Source organism: Chromobacterium haemolyticum DSM 19808 (assembly GCF_000711885.1).
Taxonomy (GTDB): Bacteria; Pseudomonadota; Gammaproteobacteria; order Burkholderiales; family Chromobacteriaceae; genus Chromobacterium; species Chromobacterium haemolyticum.
Window position 1 is genome coordinate 1 of sequence record NZ_JONK01000019.1, and the last position, 20,527, is coordinate 20,527.

Here is a 20,527-nt window from a genome sequence, read left to right on the forward strand (position 1 = left end):
TGACTGATCGCAAAGGAGCCCTCACAGCGCTGGCGCGCTGCCAGAGTGGGCTCAAGCGGGTGCAAAGCCTGCTGTGCGACAGCGGTTACGTGGGCCAGCCCTTCGCGCAGGGAGTGCGGGAGATTCTGGGCGGGTATGTGACGGTACAGATCGCGAAGAGAAGCGAGCTGCATACGTTCAAGGTGATGCCAAAACGATGGATTGTGGAGCGCAGCTTCGCTTGGTTGGAAAAGAGCAGAAGGCTGTGGAAGAACTGTGAGCGGAAACTCAATACCAGCTTGCAGTTCATCCACTTGGCTTTCCTGGCTCTATTGCTCCGGAGATCGTAAACAGGTTCTAAGAACCTGTTCAAAGTCTCGCTCTGGCTCGCGAGACTTGAGCAGGCTTTTAAAGCCTGTTCACGTTCTCGCGAGCTAAGGTGAGACAAGGCGAAAACGGCTGAGAAAACGGAGTGTACACACGGTACATGAGCATTTCGAAGCCGTACTCACCGTGTAACGCCCCACGACGCACAGCGGATCGTAAACAGGTTCTAAACCCCTGCCGGCGCGGCCAGCCGTTGGCTAATCACGCCCAGTTCGGCCTTCAGACTGTCGACGAAGCGCTCCAGCAAAGGAGAGACGGGACGGTGCAACGGTCGCACAAGGTTGACCGCGAACGGAATGGACACGCTGAAGCGCCTCATGGCGAGGCCCGCGCCTGCGTAATCCAGCGCGGTCAACGGATTAACCACGGCCACGCCAATGCCCTGCCGCGCCATGGCGCATACCGAGGCGGCGCTATGCGTCTCCACCACCATGCGCCGCTTGACCCCCCTCTCGGAGAACACCTGATCCAGCTGTTGCCGATAGCTATCAGTCGCCGCCAGGCTGATGAAGGCTTCGCCCTCGAAGTCTTCTGGCGCCAGCACCGTCTTGCTCAATAAGCGATGCCCTTCCGGCAACACGCACAACTCGTCCGCCTGCAGCAGGGGCTCCACCCTGGTTCCCGCCGGCGCGTGCGCGCTCTCGCTCAAACCCAGGTCATGGCGTTGCGCCGCCAGCCACTCCTCCAGCAACGGCGATTCCTGCGGCGCGATGTTCAGGCTGATGCCCGGCGCTTGCGACAAAAAACGCCGACACACCGCCGGCAATAGCGATTGAGCGAAAACAGGCAAACAGACAATCGACAATTGCCCTTGTTCGAACTGGCGAATCGCCGCCGCGCTGCTGACGATGCGCTCCAGGCCCTGATAACTGCGCTGCACTTCCTCGAACAACAGCAGCCCCTGCGCGCTAGGCCGCAAGCGGCCGCGGCTGCGCTCGAACAAGGCCATGCCCAGCAATTGTTCGCAGCGCGCCAGTTCGCGGCTGACCGTGGGCTGCGAAGTGCGCAGCAAAACGGCCGCCTCGGTAACACTGCCGGTGGTCATCACCGCGCGAAACACTTCGATATGGCGCAGGCTGATGTCCATTCCGCCTCCTCTTTAAAGCAACTTGGCGATCCATATCATAAATGAAAGAGGTAGCGATAATTTGATATTTTATTTTTGCCGGGCCACGCGCCATGATGCTTCTGTCTGCCACCCCTAGCCAACGCCACGCCATGAAATGCTTTGACGCCCGCCAACTGACAGAACTCGCCCGCCAGTACGGCAGCCCGCTCTGGGTTTACCACGCCGACACCATTCGCCGGCGCATCGCCGAACTGAAGCGCTTCGACGTGATCCGCTATGCGCAAAAAGCCAACTCCAATATCCATATCCTCAGCTTGATGCGAGAACAGGGCGTGAAAGTGGACGCGGTGTCGCTGGGCGAAATCGAGCGCGCGCTCGCCGCCGGCTACAAGGCCGACTCCGCCGAGCCCTCCGACATCGTCTTCACCGCCGACGTGCTGGACCGCGCCACGCTGGAACGCGTGGCGGCCGCGGGCATCGCGGTCAACGCCGGTTCCATCGACATGCTGCGTCAGCTGGGCGCGGCCTCGCCCGGCCATAGGGTCTGGCTGCGCATCAACCCCGGTTTTGGCCACGGCCATAGCCAGAAAACCAATACCGGCGGCGAGAACAGCAAGCACGGCATCTGGCATGAGCAAGTGTCCGACGCGCTGGACGTGATCCGTCAGTTCGGCCTTCATCTGGTGGGCCTGCACATGCACATTGGTTCGGGCGTTGATTACGGCCACCTGCAGCAGGTCTGCGGCGCCATGGTCAAGCTGGCGACTGGACTGGGGCACGACATCGAAGCGATCTCCGCCGGCGGCGGCCTGTCCATTCCTTACCGCGACGGCGACGCACGCATCGATACCACGCATTACTTCGAACTATGGGACGAGGCGCGGCGGCGGATCGCCGCGCATCTGGGGCATCCGGTGCGGCTGGAAATCGAGCCGGGCCGTTTCCTAGTAGCGGAATCCGGAGCCCTGATCTCCGAGGTGAGAGCGGTCAAGACCATGGGCAGTCGACGTTTCGTGTTGGTGGACGCGGGATTCAACGATTTGATGCGACCCGCCATGTACGGCAGCCATCACGATATTTCCGTCCTGGGCCCGGACGGAACGGAAAAATCAGGCGCGCGCGCGCCCTGCGTGGTGGCCGGACCCTTGTGCGAATCGGGGGACGTCTTCACCCAACAGGAAGGCGGCGTGGTGGAAAGCCGCCCGCTGCCGGACGCGCAGGTAGGGGACCTGCTGGTATTTCACGACGCCGGCGCCTACGGCGCCACCATGTCGTCTAACTACAATAGCCGGCCGTTGCTGGCCGAAGCCTTGATCGACGGGTCTTCCAGCCGCCTGATCCGCCGCCGCCAAACCATGGCGGAATTGTTGGAGCTGGAGCGAGTCTAGGCCAGGGTCAACTAAGCTTCAGGTCGTCCAGCGTCTGCTGGAAGGCCTGATAAATATCCTGATAACTGGCGTAGCCGTTGAACACCCCCACCACCTGGGGCGATTGCAAGCCGCGCGCCAGCAGTTGCCGGCCGCGGCGCGAACGCGGGCTCAGAGCCCGCAGCCGCTGGCTGCGCTCGTCCCAATACACCAGCTTGGCTTCGTCCGCGCCTTCAAGCCGTGAAATCAATTTGTCCACCTGCTCCGCCGGTTGCAGCATCATGCGGTGGGAGAGCCTCTTGCCAAGTGCGGATGCATATTCCATGAGTCATGTCCGGTGCTTCGCAGTGGGCCGGCGTGCGATCCTTACTGCTGATTGGAAAAACCTTGCCGGCCCCAGCCTTTAGGAAGGCAGTTAGCCGGCAACACCGTAAATTTTTCTCAATAAGGGAATACGCCACAATCGGATTAATCTTAAATTTCTGGCGAAAACGCTGGTCGGCACAAATGACAAAAGGGCGCCGAAGCGCCCCCTGATGCTGCTGATCCAGGCCGTTCTCGCCTAGTTTTTCAGTACCATATTGTTGATGACGAACTTCACACCCGGCACTTTTTCGGCAATTTGCCCTGCTTTGAACATTTGCTGGTCGTCGGTCATGCCACCTTCAATCGTCACCTCGCTCTTCTTGCTGCTCACCTTCAAACCAAGCCCCTGCAATTCGGCATCGCCGTTCAAGGCCTGCTGCACGCTGGCGGCCAGCTCCTCATCCGTCGGCGGGGTCTGTTCGGCGTAAGCCGGCAGGCCGGCGGACAGCAAGGTGGTCAACAGCAAGGCGCGGATGCAAAAACGTTTCATCAGATTCTCCAGTGATATGGCTCAAGCCCAAGCTTCAGCGCGAATGTTTTACCGCATACTAGCGAGGAAACTTTTCAATTTTGTTGCCGGTCCATGACAACGCGGCATGACGCTTCCGGCCGTTGGCGCCGCCGCAACATTCGCCGCGGGCATCATTGCCCCGTCATGTGCGTCCCAGCGTAAAATCAGACCGAATTTGCAGCGCGTCGCTGCCTTAGCCCTGTTTCAGAGAACCTACCGCATGTTTAGAAAATGGCTGTTGTTACTGCTCGTCGTTGGCCTGGCCGCCTGCTCTACCTCCAGCCCGCCGGGCAAGCCAGGCGGCGCGGCGCGTGAAAGCGACGCGCCCACCTCGCTGCCGGCCTGGAGCCAGCAAGAACTGGGCGATACCCTCGTCGCGCTGAAGCAAAGCTGTAAAGCCATTGCCAGAAAGCCGGGCTGGTCCGAAGTGTGCAGGCAAGCCAACGGCATTGCCGCCGACAACGCTCAGGCTGTGCGCCAATTCTTTGAAAATCGCTTTGCCGCCTGGAAGGTCAACGACGGCAGCCGCGACAGCGGTTTGATCACCGGTTATTACGAGCCGCTGCTCAGCGGCAGCCGGACGCGCAGCGAACGCACTCCCTGGCCGGTGTATGGCATTCCAGCGGACTTCTACAGCGTGGACGTTCCGGCCTCCCTCCGCGGCAAATCCAGCCTGACTGCGCGCCGCAGCGGTCCCAACCGACTGGCGCTGAGCGCGGCCGGCGACATTGAGATCCGCCCTGCCGACTTTCCCGCCGACAGCCGCGGCACGCGGCTGAAAGGCAGGCTGGATGGCAAGCGCCTGCTGCCTTATTACACCCGCGCCGAAATCAACCAGGGCAAGGGTGTGGCCAACGCGCCCATCCTCGCCTGGGTCGAAGATCCGGTGGAGTTGTTCTTCCTGCAAGTGCAAGGTTCGGGCCGCATCCAGTTGGACGACGGCAGCTTCATCCACGTCGGCTACGCCGAACAAAACGGTTACGGCTACCAATCGATCGGCAAATGGCTGGTGGACAAGGGGGAGTTGACCCTGGGCGACGCATCGATGCAGGGCATCAAGGACTGGCTGGCCCGCAACCCGCAACGCCGGCAGGAGCTGTTCGCGGTGAACCCCAGCTATGTGTTCTTCAAAAGCTTGCCGGGCGACAACGGCGGGCCAATGGGCGCGCTGGGCGTACCGCTGACCGGGGGCTACAGCATCGCGGTAGACCCGCGCTACATCCCGCTGGGCGCGCCGGTCTACCTGGTCACCACTTGGCCTCACTCCACCCAGCCGTTGACGCGGCTGGTGCACGCACAGGATACCGGCAGCGCGATCAAGGGCGCGGTGCGCGCCGATTTCTTCTGGGGTTACGGCACCGAAGCCGGCATGTACGCCGGCAGAATGAAGCAGCAAGGCAATCTGTGGATGCTGCTGCCCAAAGGCATGAACCCGTCCCAGGCCCTGTAAGCTGTTAAGCTCCCGGCGGCGCGCGCGTGCCAGCGCCGCCGCCTTCTTCCGTTCCCAACAGCCGCAAACCTCGCCCTCCTCCGGCGATCCACCCTCTTTGTTCTCTCCGCCCGCGGCATGGGCGACGCTTCGTCCAAGCTGACGCGGCGAGCGTCTTGCCACCTAGCCTCTCCGCATTAGAGCCGGTTCAAAGCCTGCTGCGCGTCGTCTATGCGGCTACGAATCCGTACGAAGAACCCTCTCGCTCTTCCCCTGCGCAAGCGCGTCTGTAATGGCCCCTTGCAGTCACAGTCCCATAGAACCCTTTTCAGGCAAGGCTTTCCTGCATCCAAAGCATTATTCCATTCAAATTATCTTTTATTGAATTTTCCTAATATTGACTTTAATCAAACGTCGAACAACACGAAATAAATAAGATTTTCGAAATTTTATATTTTTACGTTTTTATTGTTTTGTTCGATGGAGATGAAAATGACGACAATAGATAAGACGCCTCCCAAGATCAGCGTCTTTGCCTTTGTCATGATCACCGCCGCCGTGGTCGTCAGCGTCCGCACGCTGCCAATGACGGCTCAACCGGGGATGATGACGATTTTCCTGACCTTGGCGGCCGCGCTGCTGTTTCTGGTGCCCACCGCCCTGGTGTCCGCTGAACTGGCCACCGCCTGGCCGCAGGATGGCGGCCTGTTCATCTGGGTTCGCGAAGCCTTTGGCGAGCGCATGGGCTTTGTCGCAGTGTGGATGCAGTGGATACAGATGGTGTTCGGCATGACCTCCATCATCATGATCATCGCCGCCACTTTCGCCTATGTGTTCGACCCTGCCCTCGCCAGCAACAAGTTCTACATGCTGGCGATGATCGTGGGCATCTGGTGGGCCTGCACCTTGGTGAACATGCGCGGCGTGAAAACCCTGGGCTGGGTGTCCACCATCTGCGTGAGCCTGGGCGTCTTCATGCCCGGCGTGGTGCTGATCGGTTGCGGCATCGCCTATCTGGCCGGCGGCCATCCCATCATGACCGACGTGTCCTGGAGCTGGAACAACCTGGTCCCCAGCTTTAGCGACAGCGGCACGCTCGGCCTCTTCATCGGCTTCATTTTCGTGGTGATGGGCATGGAGGTGTCCGCGTCCAACGTCTCCTCCATCAAAGACGCCCGGCGCAATTATCCCATTGCCATCATTCTGGTGTCGGTGATCATGGTATTGCTGTCCGTGATCGGCTCCGCGGCGATCTTCATCGCCATTCCCAAGGAAAAAATCTCGATGACCGCCGGCTTGATGCAGGCCTTCGAGCTCTACTTCAATCAATGGGGCATGGGCTGGCTGGCTCCTGTCATAGGCCTGTGCATCGGCCTGGGTCTGGTGGGCCAGGTGAACTCCTGGGTGCTGGGCCCGGTGCGCGGCTTGCAAGCCACCGCGGACTCCGGCGCACTGCCCAAATTCCTGCAGACGACCAACCGCCACGGCGTGCCGGTCACTCTGGTGCTGATCCAGGCAGCGGCCATTACCGTCGTCGGCGTGCTGATCACCGTGATGCCGAACGTGGATAACTTCTACTTCATGCTGATGGGCCTGACCGGGCTCGTCTATCTGGTGGCCTATCTGTTCATGTTCTCCGCCGCCATCTACCTGCGTTACAAGCGTCCGGACGTGGAACGCAGTTTCCGAGTGCCCGGAGGCAACGCGGGCATGTGGGTCTGCTCCGGCCTGGGCATCGTCATCTCGCTGCTGGCCGGCTACCTGGGTTTCATCCCGCCGGGCAGCTTCCATGGCTCCTCCCACGAATACCTGCAATTCCAGCTCATCGGGCTCGCCATCATGCTGGTGATTCCCTTCCTGGTGTACGCCTATGGCCAAAAAGCCAAGCACGCCCGCTCCGCCGGCGTTGCGCCGCGCACCTCTCCCGCCAGCAAAGCGCGTCCCGCCGAAGGCAAATGAGCCGCTTATGCCCCTAAATTACAAGGTTAATCTGTTATGAACACTCCGAACGCCTCCCCGCTTAACGTCGATGCCCTGTTCATCGGCCCCAAATCCGAAAACCGCGTGTTCTTCAAGGAAATGATGGAATACGCCGTGTCTGAACACCTGCACTGGCGCGCGGACTTCCATCCGGAAGACCCGGCGCTGGTCACCCCGGTGGAGCAGCACGCCGGCGATTTCCGCCAGACCCTGTACCGAACCGAAGGCATCCTGCGTCAGCTGTCCTCCAAGCTGAAAAACACCTCGGTGCCCTGGTTCTCCCCGCGCTATCTGGGCCACATGAATGCGGACACGCTGATGGTGTCCAACCTGGCCTACGTGATGACCATGATGTACAACCCCAACAACTGCGCGCACGAAGCCTCGCCCACCACCACCGAACTGGAAGTGGAGGCCGGCCTCGACCTGTGCCGGATGTTCGGCTACGACCCCAAACGCAGCTGGGGCCACATCACGTCCGGCGGCACCGTGGCCAACTACGAAGGCATGTGGGTGGCGCGTAATCTGAAGACCATTCCGCTGGCCATCGCCCAGCATGAAAAAGCCCGCGATCTGGTCGCCGGCAAGAGCGAGAAGGAACTGTTGAACCTATCGCCCAGCGCTGTGCTGGACCTGACCGACGAATTGAAAAAGCGCGGCCTGTTTGAAGAAGTGCGCGCCTTGTCCTGCCGCGGCGTCGGCATCAAGCAAGGTTCGCTGGGCAAGATCCTGGTGCCGCAATCCAAGCACTACTCGTGGATGAAGGCGATGGACGTGCTGGGCATCGGCCAGGAACACATCGTGCCGCTGCCTGTGGACGAAAACTACCGCACCGACGTCGCCAAGATGCGCGAGATCACCTTCCGCCTGATCGAGGAAGGCCATCCCATCCTGGCCATGGTGTCCGTGGTGGGCACCACGGAGGAAGGCTCGATCGACCATGTCGACGAGGTGATCAAGCTGCGCGCCGAATGCGAACGGAAATACGGCGCCTCCTTCTACGTGCACGTGGACGCGGCCTACGGCGGCTATGTGCGCGCGATGTTCCTCGATGAGGACAACCGCTTCATGGACTACGACGCGCTGCTGGCCCGCTACCGCGCCGAAGACATCATCCCGGCCGGCGTCACCTGGCCCAAGCGCGAAGTTTACGAAGGCTTCAAAGCGATGGCGGAAGCGGACTCCATCACCGTGGATCCGCACAAGGTGGGCTACATCCAGTACGCGGCCGGCGCCGTCTGTATGAAGGACAAGCGCATCGTCGACCTGATCTCCTACCACGCGGCCTATGTGTTCGAAGAAGTGGACGAAGCCGAAGGCGCCGACACCAAGGTGGTGCTGGGCTCCTCCATCATGGAAGGCTCCAAGGCCGGCGCCACCGCCGCCGCGGTATGGGCGGCCCACCGCCTGGTGCCGCTGAACATCGGCGGCTACGGCAAAGTGATTGGCCGCGGCATCGTGACCGCGGACTGGTTCGCCCAGCGCCTGGCCTCCGCCAAGCCGCTGACCATTGGCCGCCGCCGTTTCGAAGTGCGCCCCATCATGCACCCGGACTTCCACATGGTGAACTTCACCTTCAAGGAAATCGGCAACGACAGCCTGGAAGACCACAACCGGCTGAACAAGAAGATGTACGAGATCTGCTCCTACGCTTCAGGCCGCACCTACACCAACGATTTCCTGACCTCCTCCACCTCCTTGTCCGTGGAAGAGTACGGCGACACCCCTTGGCACTACGTGGCTAGCCGCGGCTTCAGCCGGGCCGAATGGGACAAGGTGGAAAGCGTCTACATCCTGCGCGCCGCCGTGATGACCCACTTCCTGCGCAAAGCAGAGGATTTCGACGCCTACTGGGAACAGTTGCGCGAGGTCTTCGCCGCCAAGCTGGCCCAGATCGTGGACATGGAAGACAAAACCGGCGCCGACACCCTGATCGCGGCCTGATCCACCTCCGCTCCCGGCTTGGCCGGGAGCGTTTTTTTCATCACCAGACCCAATACCGACTATGAGTTTGTCCGGTTTTTACGAACGCATCCTTCTCTTCATCAAGGATGGTTGAGGATTCCACATGCAAGTCAATTTCAAGGCCATAGGGGCCACCTTGCTGATTTCCGGCACAATGCTGGGCGCCGGCATGCTGGCGCTGCCGCTGGTGTCCGCCGGCATGGGTTTCGGCTACGCCTGCCTGACCCTGTTTCTGATCTGGGCGTTGATGACCTACACCGGCCTGATGCTGCTGGAGGTCTGCCTGTCCTTTCCCGAAGGCTACGGCTTCGACGCCATCGCCCGCTCGCTGTTCAAGGCCAAGGGCAGCTATCTGATCAACGCCAGCCTGCTGCTCTTGCTCTACGCGCTCTCCTCCGCCTATATCTCCGGCGGCGGCTCCACCTATCAATCCAGCCTGCACCAGTACCTGGGCCTAAGCCTGTCTCCCGCCCAGGTCTCGCTGGTCTTCACCGTCCTGATCGGCGGCATCGTCTTCGCCAGCACCACGGCGGTGGACAAGGTCAACCGGCTGCTGTTCAGCCTGAACATCCTGATCTTTCTGGCGCTAAGCGCGGTCATCCAGCCCTACGTCGACACCGGCAATCTGTCGGAAAGCACGGATTCCGCCAAATACATGCTGGCCGCCATCCCCATGTTTCTGACCGCCTTCGGGTTTCACGGCAGCGTGCCCAGCATGGTCAAATACCTGGGCCGCGACCAGCCTCGCACGCTGCGCAACGTCTTCATCGCCGGCAGCCTGATCCCCATGGGCGTCTACCTGCTGTGGGTGTTCAACACCCTGGGCACGCTGCCGCGCTATGGCAGCCACAGCTTCCAGGCGATCTCCGCTCATAATGGATCGGTGGGCATGTTTCTGGACGAATTCCACGCGCTGGTGCCCACGCCGCAAGTGCCATCCCTGCTGTCCGCCTTCTCGTCCATCGCGCTGTTCACCTCCTATCTTTGCGTATCGCTCGGCTTGTTCGACGCCATGGCCAGCACTCTGAAACGCGGCGACAGCCTGCGGCAGCGGCTGCAAACCGCGCTGATCACTTATCTGCCGCCGCTGGGCTTCGCGCTGTTCTTCCCCGGCGGCTTCGTCGCCGCGCTGGGCGCCGCCGCCATTTTCCTGGTGGTGCTCGCCATCCTGTTCCCGGCGCTGGCCCTGATCAAGCTGCGTAGCCAGGACAACTACCAACCCGACTACCAAGTCAGCGGCGGCGGCACCCTGCACTGGGCGATAGGCGGTTCAGGCCTCGCCATCATCCTGTTCCAGATCTTGGTGATGCAAGGACTGCTGCCCGTGTTCTGACGGCGCCTCCGCGCCGTCGTCCGGACGCGCGGCCAACACGGCCGCGCGCCGCAATCATGGAGGTAAACGAAATGAAGCAATCGACCCTGATCCGGGATCTGCAGCAACGCGGCCTGATCTCGCAGGTCACCGACGCGGACGCGCTCGACGCGCTGCTGTCCCGGGAAACGGTCACCCTGTACTGCGGTTTCGACCCCACAGCCGATAGCCTGCACCTGGGCCACCTGGTACCGCTGCTGCTGCTCAAGCGCTTCCAGATGGCCGGGCACCGCCCCATCGCCCTGGTGGGCGGCGCCACCGGCATGATAGGCGACCCCAGCTTCAAGGCCAGCGAGCGCAAGCTCAACACCTCGGAGGTGGTGGCCGGCTGGGTGGACAAAATCCGCCGTCAGGTGGAGCCCTTCCTCAGCTTCGAAGGCGACAATGCCGCCCTGATGGCCAACAACCACGAATGGTTCGCCAGCATGAGCGCGCTGGATTTCCTCCGCGATGTCGGCAAGCATTTCTCAGTCAACGCCATGATCAAGAAGGAGTCCGTACAGCAGCGGATCCACCGCGACGATGTCGGCATCTCCTTCACCGAGTTCGCCTACAGCCTGCTCCAGAGCCACGACTACGTTGAGCTGAACCGCCGTTTCGGCTGCAAGCTGCAGATCGGCGGCTCCGACCAATGGGGCAACATCACCGCCGGCGTCGACCTGGTCAGACGGGTGAACCAGCAGCAGGCCTTCGGCCTGACCATGCCCTTGATCACTAATAGCGATGGCACCAAGTTCGGCAAGAGCGAAGGCAACGCGGTCTGGCTGGACCCGAACAAGTGCTCGCCCTACGCCTTCTACCAGTTCTGGCTGGGCGCGGCCGATGCCGACGTCTACCGCTTTCTGCGCTACTTCACCTTTTTGTCCAATGAAGAGATCCAGGCCATCGAGGCCGAAGACCGCGCCTCCGGCGGCAAGCCGCGGGCTCAGCGCATCCTGGCCGAGCAAGTCACCGAGCTGGTGCACGGGCCGGCCGCGCTCGCCGCCGCTCAGCGGATCACGCTTAGTCTGTTCGACAACGACGTGGAAGGCCTCAGCGCCGCGGACTTTGCTCAACTGGCCCAGGACGGCATGCCGCGGCTGGCCCTGCCACCGCAATCCACCCCGCTGATCGACGCCTTGGCGGCCAGCGGCCTGGCCGCGTCCAAAAGCGAGGCCCGCACGCTGCTGCAAAGCGGCGCGGTCAGCGTTAACGGCGCCAGAACGGAAGCGCTGGAAGCTCGGCTGGAACAGGCCGATCGCCGCCATCAACGCTATACCTTGTTGCGGCGCGGCAAGAAACAGTACTGTCTGTTGATTTGGGAATAAACGCGAGAAACCGCGTGAAACGGCCCGGACGCTGAAGCGCCGGGCTCGCCCCGCCCCAAGCCTGACGGCGAACGGGCGGGGCTGCTGGCCTCGAATCGGCCAACGAACTAGCGGGGCTGGAAGGCTTCCGTGCTCAATCCTTCCACCACCTGCATCACGTGGGAATAGTGCTGATCCAGCAATTGCAAGGTCCGGTCCGCATCCCTGGCCAACACGGCCTGCATGATGGCCTGATGCTCGCCCTCGTCGCTGTAACGCTTGGAGGACGGCAAAGCCGGATCAAACCAGATATGCCGATAGCGCTCCAAGCGGTTGTACAAGGACTCCATCACCTCCACAATCACCGGCGAGTGGCTGCCGCTGATAATGGCCAGGTGGAACGCCATGTGGCGGTCCGCCCAGTCCTGAAGATCCACATCCGCGTCGTTCAGATCTATTCGGCTCAAACGGTGGTAGCTGGCCAACACCTCCAGTTCCCATGCCTCGTCTCCCTGCTCCAGCGAGCGGCGCACCGCCTCCTCCGCCAGCACTCGGCGCACCAGCAGAATGTCGTAAAGCTCATGGCGGGAAATCGGCGCCACCCAAAAACCGCGCTGCGGCTCCATCACCACGTATTTGCACCAGCTCAGGCGCAACAGCGCCTCCCGGATCGGAGAGCCTCCGGCGTCGTAACGCGCCTTGAGGTCATGCAACAGCAATTTCTGCGACGGGCGGTATACGCCCAACAGAATGTCCCGTCGCAACTCCTGGAATACCTTGTCGGCCAATGTGGCGTTACTGCTTGCCGCTTTTTTTTCCTTCTGTGGCATTCGGTTTTTTCCACATGAGAGCGCGCAATAACGCGCGAAACGCTAGATAGTAACTGAAAACGACGTCGCATATTGATTTTCCCCATCGGAACAGGGGGGAAATAGCTAAAAGCTACGTCTATCCGGCACGGAAATCCGCAATCAGGGAAGCATTCAACGAAGAGACGGGCGAGATGGCAATAACGGGGCGGCCGACCAAAACAAAAAAGCCGACCTAAGCGTCGGCTTCTGATTTGAATCGCCAAGAACCGCCGTGTTTAGCGAGGAAGTCTTGGTGGGCCCCCGGGGAGTCGAACCCCGCACCAACGGATTATGAGTCCATACCAACAGGCAACTTTGCCTCACAATGCATAACTTTACAAAGGCTTAGTCACTATCATCTAACTTTACAGCTTCATCGGCCGACAATAGCGTTGATCCTTCGTTGTACTTCTTGTCCCACTCCTCGCTTCCCCACTCCATCCCAACTTGCGCTGCATCAAGCCATTCTCGCTCTTCCTGAGTAAGCGGCGAATAGTACACATCTACTCGTTTTCTATTGGGCATTGTCGGCTCCCCGAGCATAAGACCGTCGAGCCTTGCCCCACACCCCACAAACGACCGCGTTTGATCCTCGGGGGCTGGGGTGAACTACCCCAGCCCCTCATTCAGCGTATGGGGCCGTATGCTTGTCAAGGGCGAGGCAAGTGGCCTCTGGCCACCCTTGACAAGGGCCGTTTCATTCGACATCGATGTGTCTTCAAAGCAAAGTTCCATCGGGCATGGGGTCAAGTTCTGGAATAAGTCTTGTAAGAGTTCCTTTGAATAGCGGTCTGTATGGGCCTTTGTTAAATCCTTCATTCTGTATCAAGGTTTTAAAAACTCCATTTCTTGATACGTCTTGCATGATCATTTCAAACTGTTGACTGCCATATATTCGATATGGACACGTTTCCAACAGAGATTTGTCTAGACGTTCTTTGGTTAGCCTCTCCACTACCATGTCATTCAGCATTTTTTTGAAGGCTGGATTTTCTATGCGCCAATTCTCTAATGTAACAACTACATTACATATTGGAAGTTCCCCAACTTCAAAATCTGGAATCTTGCCTTCTTTTGCATCATTGATATTTTTGTAGTTTTGAATTACTGCATCAGCTAGTTTATTTATATCGAATGATAATGTTTCACCATCAAAGTTGATTTGAGACTTAATGGTCAAACGCTTTGTTTTGCATTCGATGAATGCGAGGCCAGTCGCGTCAATCAACTTCCAGTCGACACCAAGGTGTTCTTTGCCTTTTGATATTTTATATTGTGCTTCATGTATTATCTTAAACGATTCATGTGGGAGGGTCTCCTTTAGCACATCACCAATGTAATTTTCAAATGCATCGCCCCATGCCTCTGAGAATTTTTTCTCTTGACGTATGTCGTAATATATACCGCTTGTAATTCTCCAAATCAAGAACTGCTGACTTATCCCTAAAATTTTTTCAGGATACCCCTTGTCGAAAATTAATGGCTTTTCCCTTAGTGGGTTGAACGCAAATTGCCATTCCTCTTCATTTATTTGATTCGCCGCTGCACGTTCTTTTATGTCCTCAATCGAATCCGCTGTTATTTTGAAAAAAGAAATATCAGCTCCAGGTTTTATTCCTGGCGTTTGTGAGTAATTAGACGACAGTATGTGAGCGGAACCACGAATAGACCCCGCAACAGCCAATCCAATTTTGTATAAATCTTGGATGGATATTTTTAGTCTATTTTCGACAATTTCTTTTAGAGGACCGTGCTCCATGATTTTAGCGTAACGAACAAATCTAAGGATAAAGTTGTCATCTTGCCATGGTATTTGTTGGTGAGAAATCGCATGCAACTTTTTGAATGCGTCACCTGTGGATTTTACGGTTTTTTCCGACGTTAGTGCTGATGCTTTTCTAATGTATTTTATGCATAATTCCAAGTCAAATTTTTGTTTTGAATGTCTTTTTTCAGGGAGCTGTATAGTTCCTACGCAGTTTAATATTATTTCGCGCGCAAGGATGTCGATCTCCCATGGGAATGCTTGACTTGCTATTTTGTTGCCAGTGTTTATTGGCTTCTCATCACCAATTTTTGACGTGGCATGCCATATTTTTATCAGGCATAGATACATATTTTTATTGCTTAAATATTTTCGGAGCTTGTTGTGGTATATATTCATTTTTTTGTGCCGCTATGTTTGCGTTCTTTGTGCTTTGACTTTTAAAATATATAATGGCTTTACAATTTAAATGTAAAATTTTTTACCTGTTCTGAACTAAAGCTCCTCACGACAACAACTATTTGTCATTGCCAACAAGGCCTGCACAGTGTTTGGGTCGTTTTTGATTCTTCTTGAGTGGCGCTCAATGCTTGCCAGCGTATAACGCAATCGGCTCCCCCAGCATAAGACCGTGGGGCCTTGCCCCACACCCGACAAACGACCGCGTTTGATCCTCGGGGGCTGGGGTAAGTACCCCAGCCCCTTACTGAGCGTATAGAACCAGTGCTTGTCAAGGGCAAGACAAGTGGCCTACGGCCACCCTTGACAAACAACCACAATGGGTGAGGAGCTAGCCATCGTACCACCATTTAGCAAAGATTCATCTAGGCAGACCTTACCCACCTCATGTGGTCTGTAATCCTGAAGAAATGTCATTTAAGCGAATCAGGGGCGGCCAAAGCCGCCCCTGATCGTTTTACTGCTACACATCAAATTAACAATTTGAGTTCAGCATAATGCTATGCGTTACCACTTCGCGCATTTGGAAAGGCAACAATATTATTTTTCAACTCATTTACTTTACTATCTTTTACTTTTTTCTCATTCAGCTTTAGCAACTCAAGACTGAGAATGTTCGATGGAGCATCTGAAAAATACCCTTTAGGCAAACTACAAATATCAGCGCAATCATCAGCGGAAAGAGCAGCCACATCCAAAAATGAAGCTTTGCTATAAATAGAATTTTCAATGAGCATACTTACAGCTCTTGGCACCAGTCGTATTTTCTCAAAGGGAATATCTTGATCAAGAGGCTCCCCTCTTCGCCATCCCCTCGCACTATAACTTTTCCAAAGTCTTAATGCATAGCTCTCGTCAATAATTCCAAGCTGTTTGCTTCTAAAAATCATTGCCGCAATAGAAACTTTCCAACGCCTTTTCAACGCTAGAAAAGTATCCAGCGATGGATTGTATACTTCGTTCGAAAAACTTTCAGCAGGCAACAAGAAAGCACCTGCGAATCTATCAGCCTGTGCCTCTATAATCTTGTGTCTTTTATTGAAGTCAATTTCACTCACGTATCGATGCAGAACAATATGACCAAGCTCATGTGCAGCATCAAACCGCGACCGAATACTATTAGCTTTATCGGCGGCCAAGTAAACATATGGCCGCTGATCGGATGAAAACCATTTGGAAACCCCATCCATTTTTATATGGCCCAGACAATCTCGAACCATTATCACGCCTGCATTCTCCATGAACAATGTAGTATCGGAGATGGGGCCAAGACCAAGAGCAAATAGCCTTCTACACTCCAAAGCTATTTCCTCTATATCTTCATCAGAAATTTTTAAATAATCACGCTCACCAATAGGCTTAACCTTAACCTCTGGGAAGTTAATATAATCTTGTATTTCTAGAGAAATCTCATTTAACCATTTCAGCTTTGTTAATGCAACTTCCCTAGCTGTTTTTGTTGCAGCACAATTACTACGAAAAAAAGCTGGTTGATCCCCATATTCAGGCACAGGTTTCATAAAGAAATTAAGAGGGAAATTAAGGGCCTCCGAAACACTTTCCAAAGATAATGTTTCGGGCTTTTGCAGCCCGGCCTCCCATCTACTTAATGTAGGTGCCGATACAGAAGAAATTTGAGCGAGCGCAGTAAGCGTAAGCCCACGGGTTGCTCTAGCCTGCTTCAATCGTTCAGGCTGGAAAGTTTCAATGCCAGAACGCATTTTTGTACCTCTAATTACTCGTTGTCGCGGAGATTTTTCTTTAATGTAACCCAAGCCATATCTGGCACATCCATTTCAACTGCACCATGGAATCCCGCCAAAACCTGAGAAACCGAATCAAAGAAATGCCATCCCTTTAGATTAGTATAAGGAACACCAATGTAAATATCTTTTGGGACGGTCTGAGCTTCTTCCCGCTCAGGGTTAATGGTAACCACCAGAGCTCCTAAACCATCAGCAGGTTTTTGAGTGGAAGAAGAAAAAAGGTCCATATTCATTGGTTCTAGATAACCATTCAAAGCAGCAATCAGCTTCCGATGCTTTGCAGGGCGTGGAATTTTGTTCTTAAACCCAACACTAATTCTTCCGTATCGGATTTCAGCTGAGCTAATCAATGAATAGCGCTCACCTTTCGGATCGGTATGTGCAGCGACACTCTGTAACCCAACAGCTTGTGCAGCTTCTCGCAACGCTCGATTTTGGTAATAGTGTCGAAGCTGCCCCCTCACCCGCCCACGCTCAGGAGTATCACAACCACGCTCAGAGTCAACATGCGCTTGGAAATATGCCGACTCAAGCCGTTCGACAGACTCCTTGAAAAATTGCTCAGGTGTGTTATGGACAATGTAGTCCAAGAGGTCCAGCTTCATACCATACCCCCATCACGTTGCGATAATTGGATTATCTACACATTTTCTTGCGTTTTCAAGAAAATGTTATGGAAATACGTATGAGAAATGTCCCCTAGACACCCGAAATACCACACACCCCATCAATCTCCCGACTCTTGCTCACTCGATATCTTGGGACGTTTACCCGCTCTCTTGGAGACCCTCTGCCTCCCTGCACACAATGCAATCAACGCAAACACAACGACAACGACAATGAGTCCTACAAGCGACTCCGCTGCCATACCACTCTCCTTTCTTGAAGCCCACAGGAGTTTCGCATGCGAAACTCCTGCTCCCCAGCCAGATCGTTTGCAATTCCCAACCCAGCGGCTAGCCGTTTTCGCCTCGTACAGCTAGCGGCCTAGATCGGCTTGCACGGTACGCTATGACTGTCTGTACAAAGCAAGCAGCGTTCTCGTATCAAAAACACCATACAGGCCACCTACTCGTCTCGTTGCAACAACTTGCATCGGGCCTCTGTCAACGGCAAGTACTCGATCTGGTATCCCTCTTTTTCCCATATAGGGCGTTTTTCCGCAAGAAACTGCGCATTCGCCTTATTGTCACGAACCATCATGAGCCGATGTCCTTCAGGTGTCGTCACGAGGTAGGCATAGGTGGCGTAGGTGTACTCGGTCAAGTTCAGAGGACCATCCGGCGTCGGCATGATAATCGGCTCTCGCTTGTGGTCTGACATGTCATGCCTCCAGAATCAAACGACGAATCAGCCAGAGCACAGTTGCCAAGGCCAGCCAGAAGTAGCGGGTTTGCCAGAAGATGCTGCGGTGGCGTTCGTCCCATGCCACCAAAATCCAGTTCAAAAGCATGATGGTTCCTTTCAGTTGTCGATGCTTCACGGCATCGTGCTCGGTCCTGCGCTGTTGCCGCCGTGGCATGCTGTCCTCGCTCCGCTGCGGGAGCTGCCACGGCGGCAACAGCGGAGGGGATCAAATCGGCGTGGCATCCTCGACTTGCACCAACACCACTATTTCGCTGTTGCTCAATTGCTTCGCGTTGCTCACAGCCCAGGATGTGAAGGGGAAGAAGCTGCGGTCTTGTGTCTCCTTCTGTGTCTTGAGGCCGCCGATGACGTATACGTCGCCGGGCTTGGCATCAAAAGTCGTGGTCAGGTTGCGCGTCATAAGCGTGGGCGAGCTATTGACCCCAGTCTTGGTGGGAACGAAGTTGGAGACCTCCTGGTTAAGTTGCAGGCTGACCACTTCACCACGAATCTGCGGCCGGGCCTCGATCACGATCCCTGACGGCTTGTAATCGACGGATTGGAGCGGGTTGCCCTTGTTGTCGTAGCTGACCTGGCCAAGAACGGGAACGTTCTCCCCGGACTGGAAGCGAGTTTGCTGGCCATCTGCGGCCAACACATCCGGGCGCGTGACGACATTGAACCGGCTATCCGTGGCGAACAGCTCGGCCAGAACATCCAGCGATGTGGACTGCAAGCGGAATACCGACGAGCCGGCCACAGCCGCGTCAGCCGCTCCGATATGTAGCGACAGCTTTTGCGAAGCACTGCGAATGACGGCCCCCAGGTTGAATCCCTCGGTGCTGCCGCCACTGACCTCGTAAACGACCGCCCGGACACGCACTTGCTTGGCCGGCGTATCCAGGCTGGCGAGATAGCCTTTCAGCTTGGCTACTTCCTCTTCGGTGCCGTTGAAAACCAGCGTATCGGTCGGCCGGCTTTGCAAGCTCAACGGGGAGTCACCTTTGTCGTTACTGGCCTTGGGGGTACCGTCGCTACGCGGAGCCGGGCGGTTTTGTACGAAGTGGCCGGTAGCGAACAAACCGCCGATCAAGTCGCCCAGGTAGTTGGCATCACGATAACGCGGGTGATAAATGAACACTTGGTCGGCAATGGGCTTTTCACCGTCTTCGCGCAATCGAATGAAGTCCACGCCGCTACGCCGCTCCACGACGAAACCGGCGCTACGCATCGCCTCCAGGAACATGCTCTTTGCCTGTGCAGGCGGGATGCGCTCTAGCGACATGGTGAATACCGCATCCGACTTGGCTGCCTTAGGATCAATGACGAATGGCGACTTCTGGATTTGGGTGTAATAGGCCATCACGAAGTCGCTGACCGGGATACGGTCAAAGGTCATCGAAATGGCGGAAATCGGTTTACCAAATGCTGCGGCGGGCGGTAACAGCGTGGCTAGGCATAAGCCCGGCACAATGGAACCCAGCAAGGACAGAGCAGCCAGCGGGCGCGAAACATTCATTTGGGCAACGCCTCCCCGAGCAACGATGAATCACTCTTGGCCGAACCAGACGAAAACGAGACTGCCTGGCCATCTACCTCGGCAGAGGTGGCAAATCCGTCAGGCACGAATCTAGTCGGCGTCACCGTTTGGATGCCTTCCGGGGTTCTGACCAGCACACGTATGCTCTCCCCGGAAGACAAGTAGCCCACGAGGGCTACCCTGTTTTTCCGCGAAGAAGGCTTACCGACAGATAGCTTGTCCTCCAGCAAGCCGGAGGATGAAGCATTGGCTGTTTGCTTGGTTTGCGGTGCCGCCGGCTTGTGGGAATCACCCAGCAGATAGGGAGCAAACACACTGTATAAGCCGTAAAGGCCAGCAGCTGGCGCAAGCAGCGCGCAGCTGAAAACCAGCGCGTTTTTCTTGGTAAAGAGTGTGGCACGCCCATCTACCTTGACCTCTTTACCGACGCCGCCGACATGCGAGTCATACAGCCCGAAGTAATCTTTGTCGTACTTGGCCTGATACTGGCTGATGACATCTTTGATGCGCATCTTGTGGCCTTCGTAAATGGTGATCACATAGCGATTCTTCCAATACGGGATGGCCGCGAGCGCGGTATGTTTTTTCATGTGGAAAGTCTGCTGAATCGTAGCTTTGACAAAGCGGTTCAGCGATGTATCGATGTCCTGGCAGAGAAAGACCAGATCGCAGGTCACACCCGTGACCGGGTGGGCATAGTGCCGATGCATGCGGAAGAACTTCTTGTGCTCTTCGGATAGCTTGCGATCCGGGCCATGGGTTTCCCAGGCCTCATCGATCACCACTAGATCGCCGGGTCTGACGAAGCTATCGACCTCGCCATTGGTGGCCAGCAGCAACTCGGGATCAAAGAAAAAATTCGGTGCCAGGATGATATCCGGTGTGAGCGGGATGATTTCTCCGAGTGTCGCCTCTAGTTTGGCAAGCGCCTTCCGCTCGATCAGGTCGTGAATCTTGTCCTGCCGGATGTTGCGGATATTGGTGAGCACCCGCCGCCCCTGGGCGATGGCGGGGACGATCACCGATTTGACCGCTTCGAATGACTTGCCAGAGCCTTGCAAGCCGCAATAAACGTACATGGCCATGAT

General features: G+C 56.5%; 19 protein-coding genes. 7 read left to right on the top strand and 12 right to left on the bottom strand.

What is annotated here, in order from left to right:
• On the top strand, positions 1-329 hold a 329-nt coding region (locus tag BR71_RS12440; RefSeq protein ID WP_043637785.1), incomplete at its 5' end, for a transposase.
• A 203-nt stretch (positions 330-532) separates the two neighbouring features.
• Here BR71_RS12440 and BR71_RS12445 read toward each other — a convergent pair.
• Positions 533-1,453 (bottom strand): LysR family transcriptional regulator, encoded by a 921-nt coding sequence (locus tag BR71_RS12445; protein WP_043637787.1) that lies wholly within the window; start codon positions 1,451-1,453, stop codon positions 533-535.
• A gap of 92 nt (positions 1,454-1,545) precedes the next feature.
• Here BR71_RS12445 and lysA point away from each other — a divergent pair, with 92 nt between their 5' ends.
• A complete protein-coding gene (gene lysA, locus BR71_RS12450) occupies positions 1,546-2,823 on the top strand; it encodes a diaminopimelate decarboxylase (RefSeq protein ID WP_244269624.1) in 1,278 nt (425 codons plus the stop codon).
• A gap of 7 nt (positions 2,824-2,830) precedes the next feature.
• Here lysA and BR71_RS12455 read toward each other — a convergent pair whose 3' ends face one another.
• Together BR71_RS12455 and BR71_RS12460 are read right to left on the bottom strand one after the other, a co-directional pair.
• The gene (locus BR71_RS12455; protein WP_143330252.1) at positions 2,831-3,127 is read right to left on the bottom strand and encodes a hypothetical protein; all 297 of its coding nucleotides are present in this window, start codon (positions 3,125-3,127) and stop codon (positions 2,831-2,833) included.
• A 237-nt stretch (positions 3,128-3,364) separates the two neighbouring features.
• On the bottom strand, positions 3,365-3,658 hold the full coding sequence (locus BR71_RS12460; RefSeq protein ID WP_043637793.1) for a BON domain-containing protein: 294 nt from the start codon (positions 3,656-3,658) through the stop codon (positions 3,365-3,367).
• Positions 3,659-3,899: 241 nt separating this feature from the next.
• Here BR71_RS12460 and mltA point away from each other — a divergent pair, with 241 nt between their 5' ends.
• From mltA to tyrS, 5 genes are all read left to right on the top strand, one after another.
• On the top strand, positions 3,900-5,129 hold the full coding sequence (mltA, locus tag BR71_RS12465; RefSeq protein WP_043637796.1) for a murein transglycosylase A: 1,230 nt from the start codon (positions 3,900-3,902) through the stop codon (positions 5,127-5,129).
• A gap of 471 nt (positions 5,130-5,600) precedes the next feature.
• Positions 5,601-7,067: an amino acid permease gene (locus BR71_RS12470; RefSeq protein WP_052370537.1), complete on the top strand. Its 1,467-nt coding sequence runs from the start codon at positions 5,601-5,603 to the stop codon at positions 7,065-7,067.
• A gap of 36 nt (positions 7,068-7,103) precedes the next feature.
• A complete protein-coding gene (locus BR71_RS12475; RefSeq protein ID WP_043637798.1) occupies positions 7,104-9,032 on the top strand; it encodes a pyridoxal phosphate-dependent decarboxylase family protein in 1,929 nt (642 codons plus the stop codon).
• Between the two features lie 124 nt (positions 9,033-9,156).
• Entirely contained in the window at positions 9,157-10,386 is a 1,230-nt protein-coding gene (locus BR71_RS12480; protein WP_043637802.1) for an aromatic amino acid transport family protein, read from the top strand.
• A gap of 71 nt (positions 10,387-10,457) precedes the next feature.
• The gene (tyrS, locus tag BR71_RS12485; protein ID WP_043637804.1) at positions 10,458-11,732 is read left to right on the top strand and encodes a tyrosine--tRNA ligase; all 1,275 of its coding nucleotides are present in this window, start codon (positions 10,458-10,460) and stop codon (positions 11,730-11,732) included.
• A gap of 107 nt (positions 11,733-11,839) precedes the next feature.
• Here the strand turns inward: tyrS and BR71_RS12490 are convergent, their stop codons facing one another.
• The 9 genes from BR71_RS12490 to BR71_RS22980 all read right to left on the bottom strand — a co-directional run bounded on the left by BR71_RS12490 (position 11,840) and on the right by BR71_RS22980 (position 20,524).
• Positions 11,840-12,541, bottom strand: coding sequence for an FCD domain-containing protein (locus BR71_RS12490; RefSeq protein WP_019100596.1), 702 nt, complete (start codon positions 12,539-12,541; stop codon positions 11,840-11,842).
• A gap of 366 nt (positions 12,542-12,907) precedes the next feature.
• Positions 12,908-13,087 (bottom strand): hypothetical protein, encoded by a 180-nt coding sequence (locus tag BR71_RS24175; protein ID WP_156038971.1) that lies wholly within the window; start codon positions 13,085-13,087, stop codon positions 12,908-12,910.
• Positions 13,088-13,280: 193 nt separating this feature from the next.
• Positions 13,281-14,726 (bottom strand): hypothetical protein, encoded by a 1,446-nt coding sequence (locus BR71_RS24180; protein WP_156038972.1) that lies wholly within the window; start codon positions 14,724-14,726, stop codon positions 13,281-13,283.
• 560 nt (positions 14,727-15,286) lie between these two features.
• Positions 15,287-16,507, bottom strand: coding sequence for a helix-turn-helix domain-containing protein (locus tag BR71_RS23580; RefSeq protein ID WP_081862646.1), 1,221 nt, complete (start codon positions 16,505-16,507; stop codon positions 15,287-15,289).
• A gap of 14 nt (positions 16,508-16,521) precedes the next feature.
• Positions 16,522-17,157, bottom strand: a complete 636-nt coding sequence (locus BR71_RS24185; RefSeq protein WP_156038973.1) for a hypothetical protein — start codon at positions 17,155-17,157, stop codon at positions 16,522-16,524.
• A 463-nt stretch (positions 17,158-17,620) separates the two neighbouring features.
• On the bottom strand, positions 17,621-17,875 hold the full coding sequence (locus BR71_RS12500; protein ID WP_043637808.1) for a hypothetical protein: 255 nt from the start codon (positions 17,873-17,875) through the stop codon (positions 17,621-17,623).
• Position 17,876: 1 nt separating this feature from the next.
• On the bottom strand, positions 17,877-18,005 hold the full coding sequence (locus BR71_RS25000) for a hypothetical protein (RefSeq protein ID WP_279625739.1): 129 nt from the start codon (positions 18,003-18,005) through the stop codon (positions 17,877-17,879).
• 120 nt (positions 18,006-18,125) lie between these two features.
• Positions 18,126-19,418, bottom strand: a complete 1,293-nt coding sequence (locus BR71_RS12505; RefSeq protein ID WP_043637811.1) for a type II secretion system protein GspD — start codon at positions 19,416-19,418, stop codon at positions 18,126-18,128.
• Entirely contained in the window at positions 19,415-20,524 is a 1,110-nt protein-coding gene (locus BR71_RS22980) for a zonular occludens toxin domain-containing protein (RefSeq protein ID WP_052370538.1), read from the bottom strand. Before BR71_RS22980 ends, BR71_RS12505 begins: the two co-directional genes overlap by 4 nt.
• Positions 20,525-20,527: the final 3 nt, after the last annotated feature.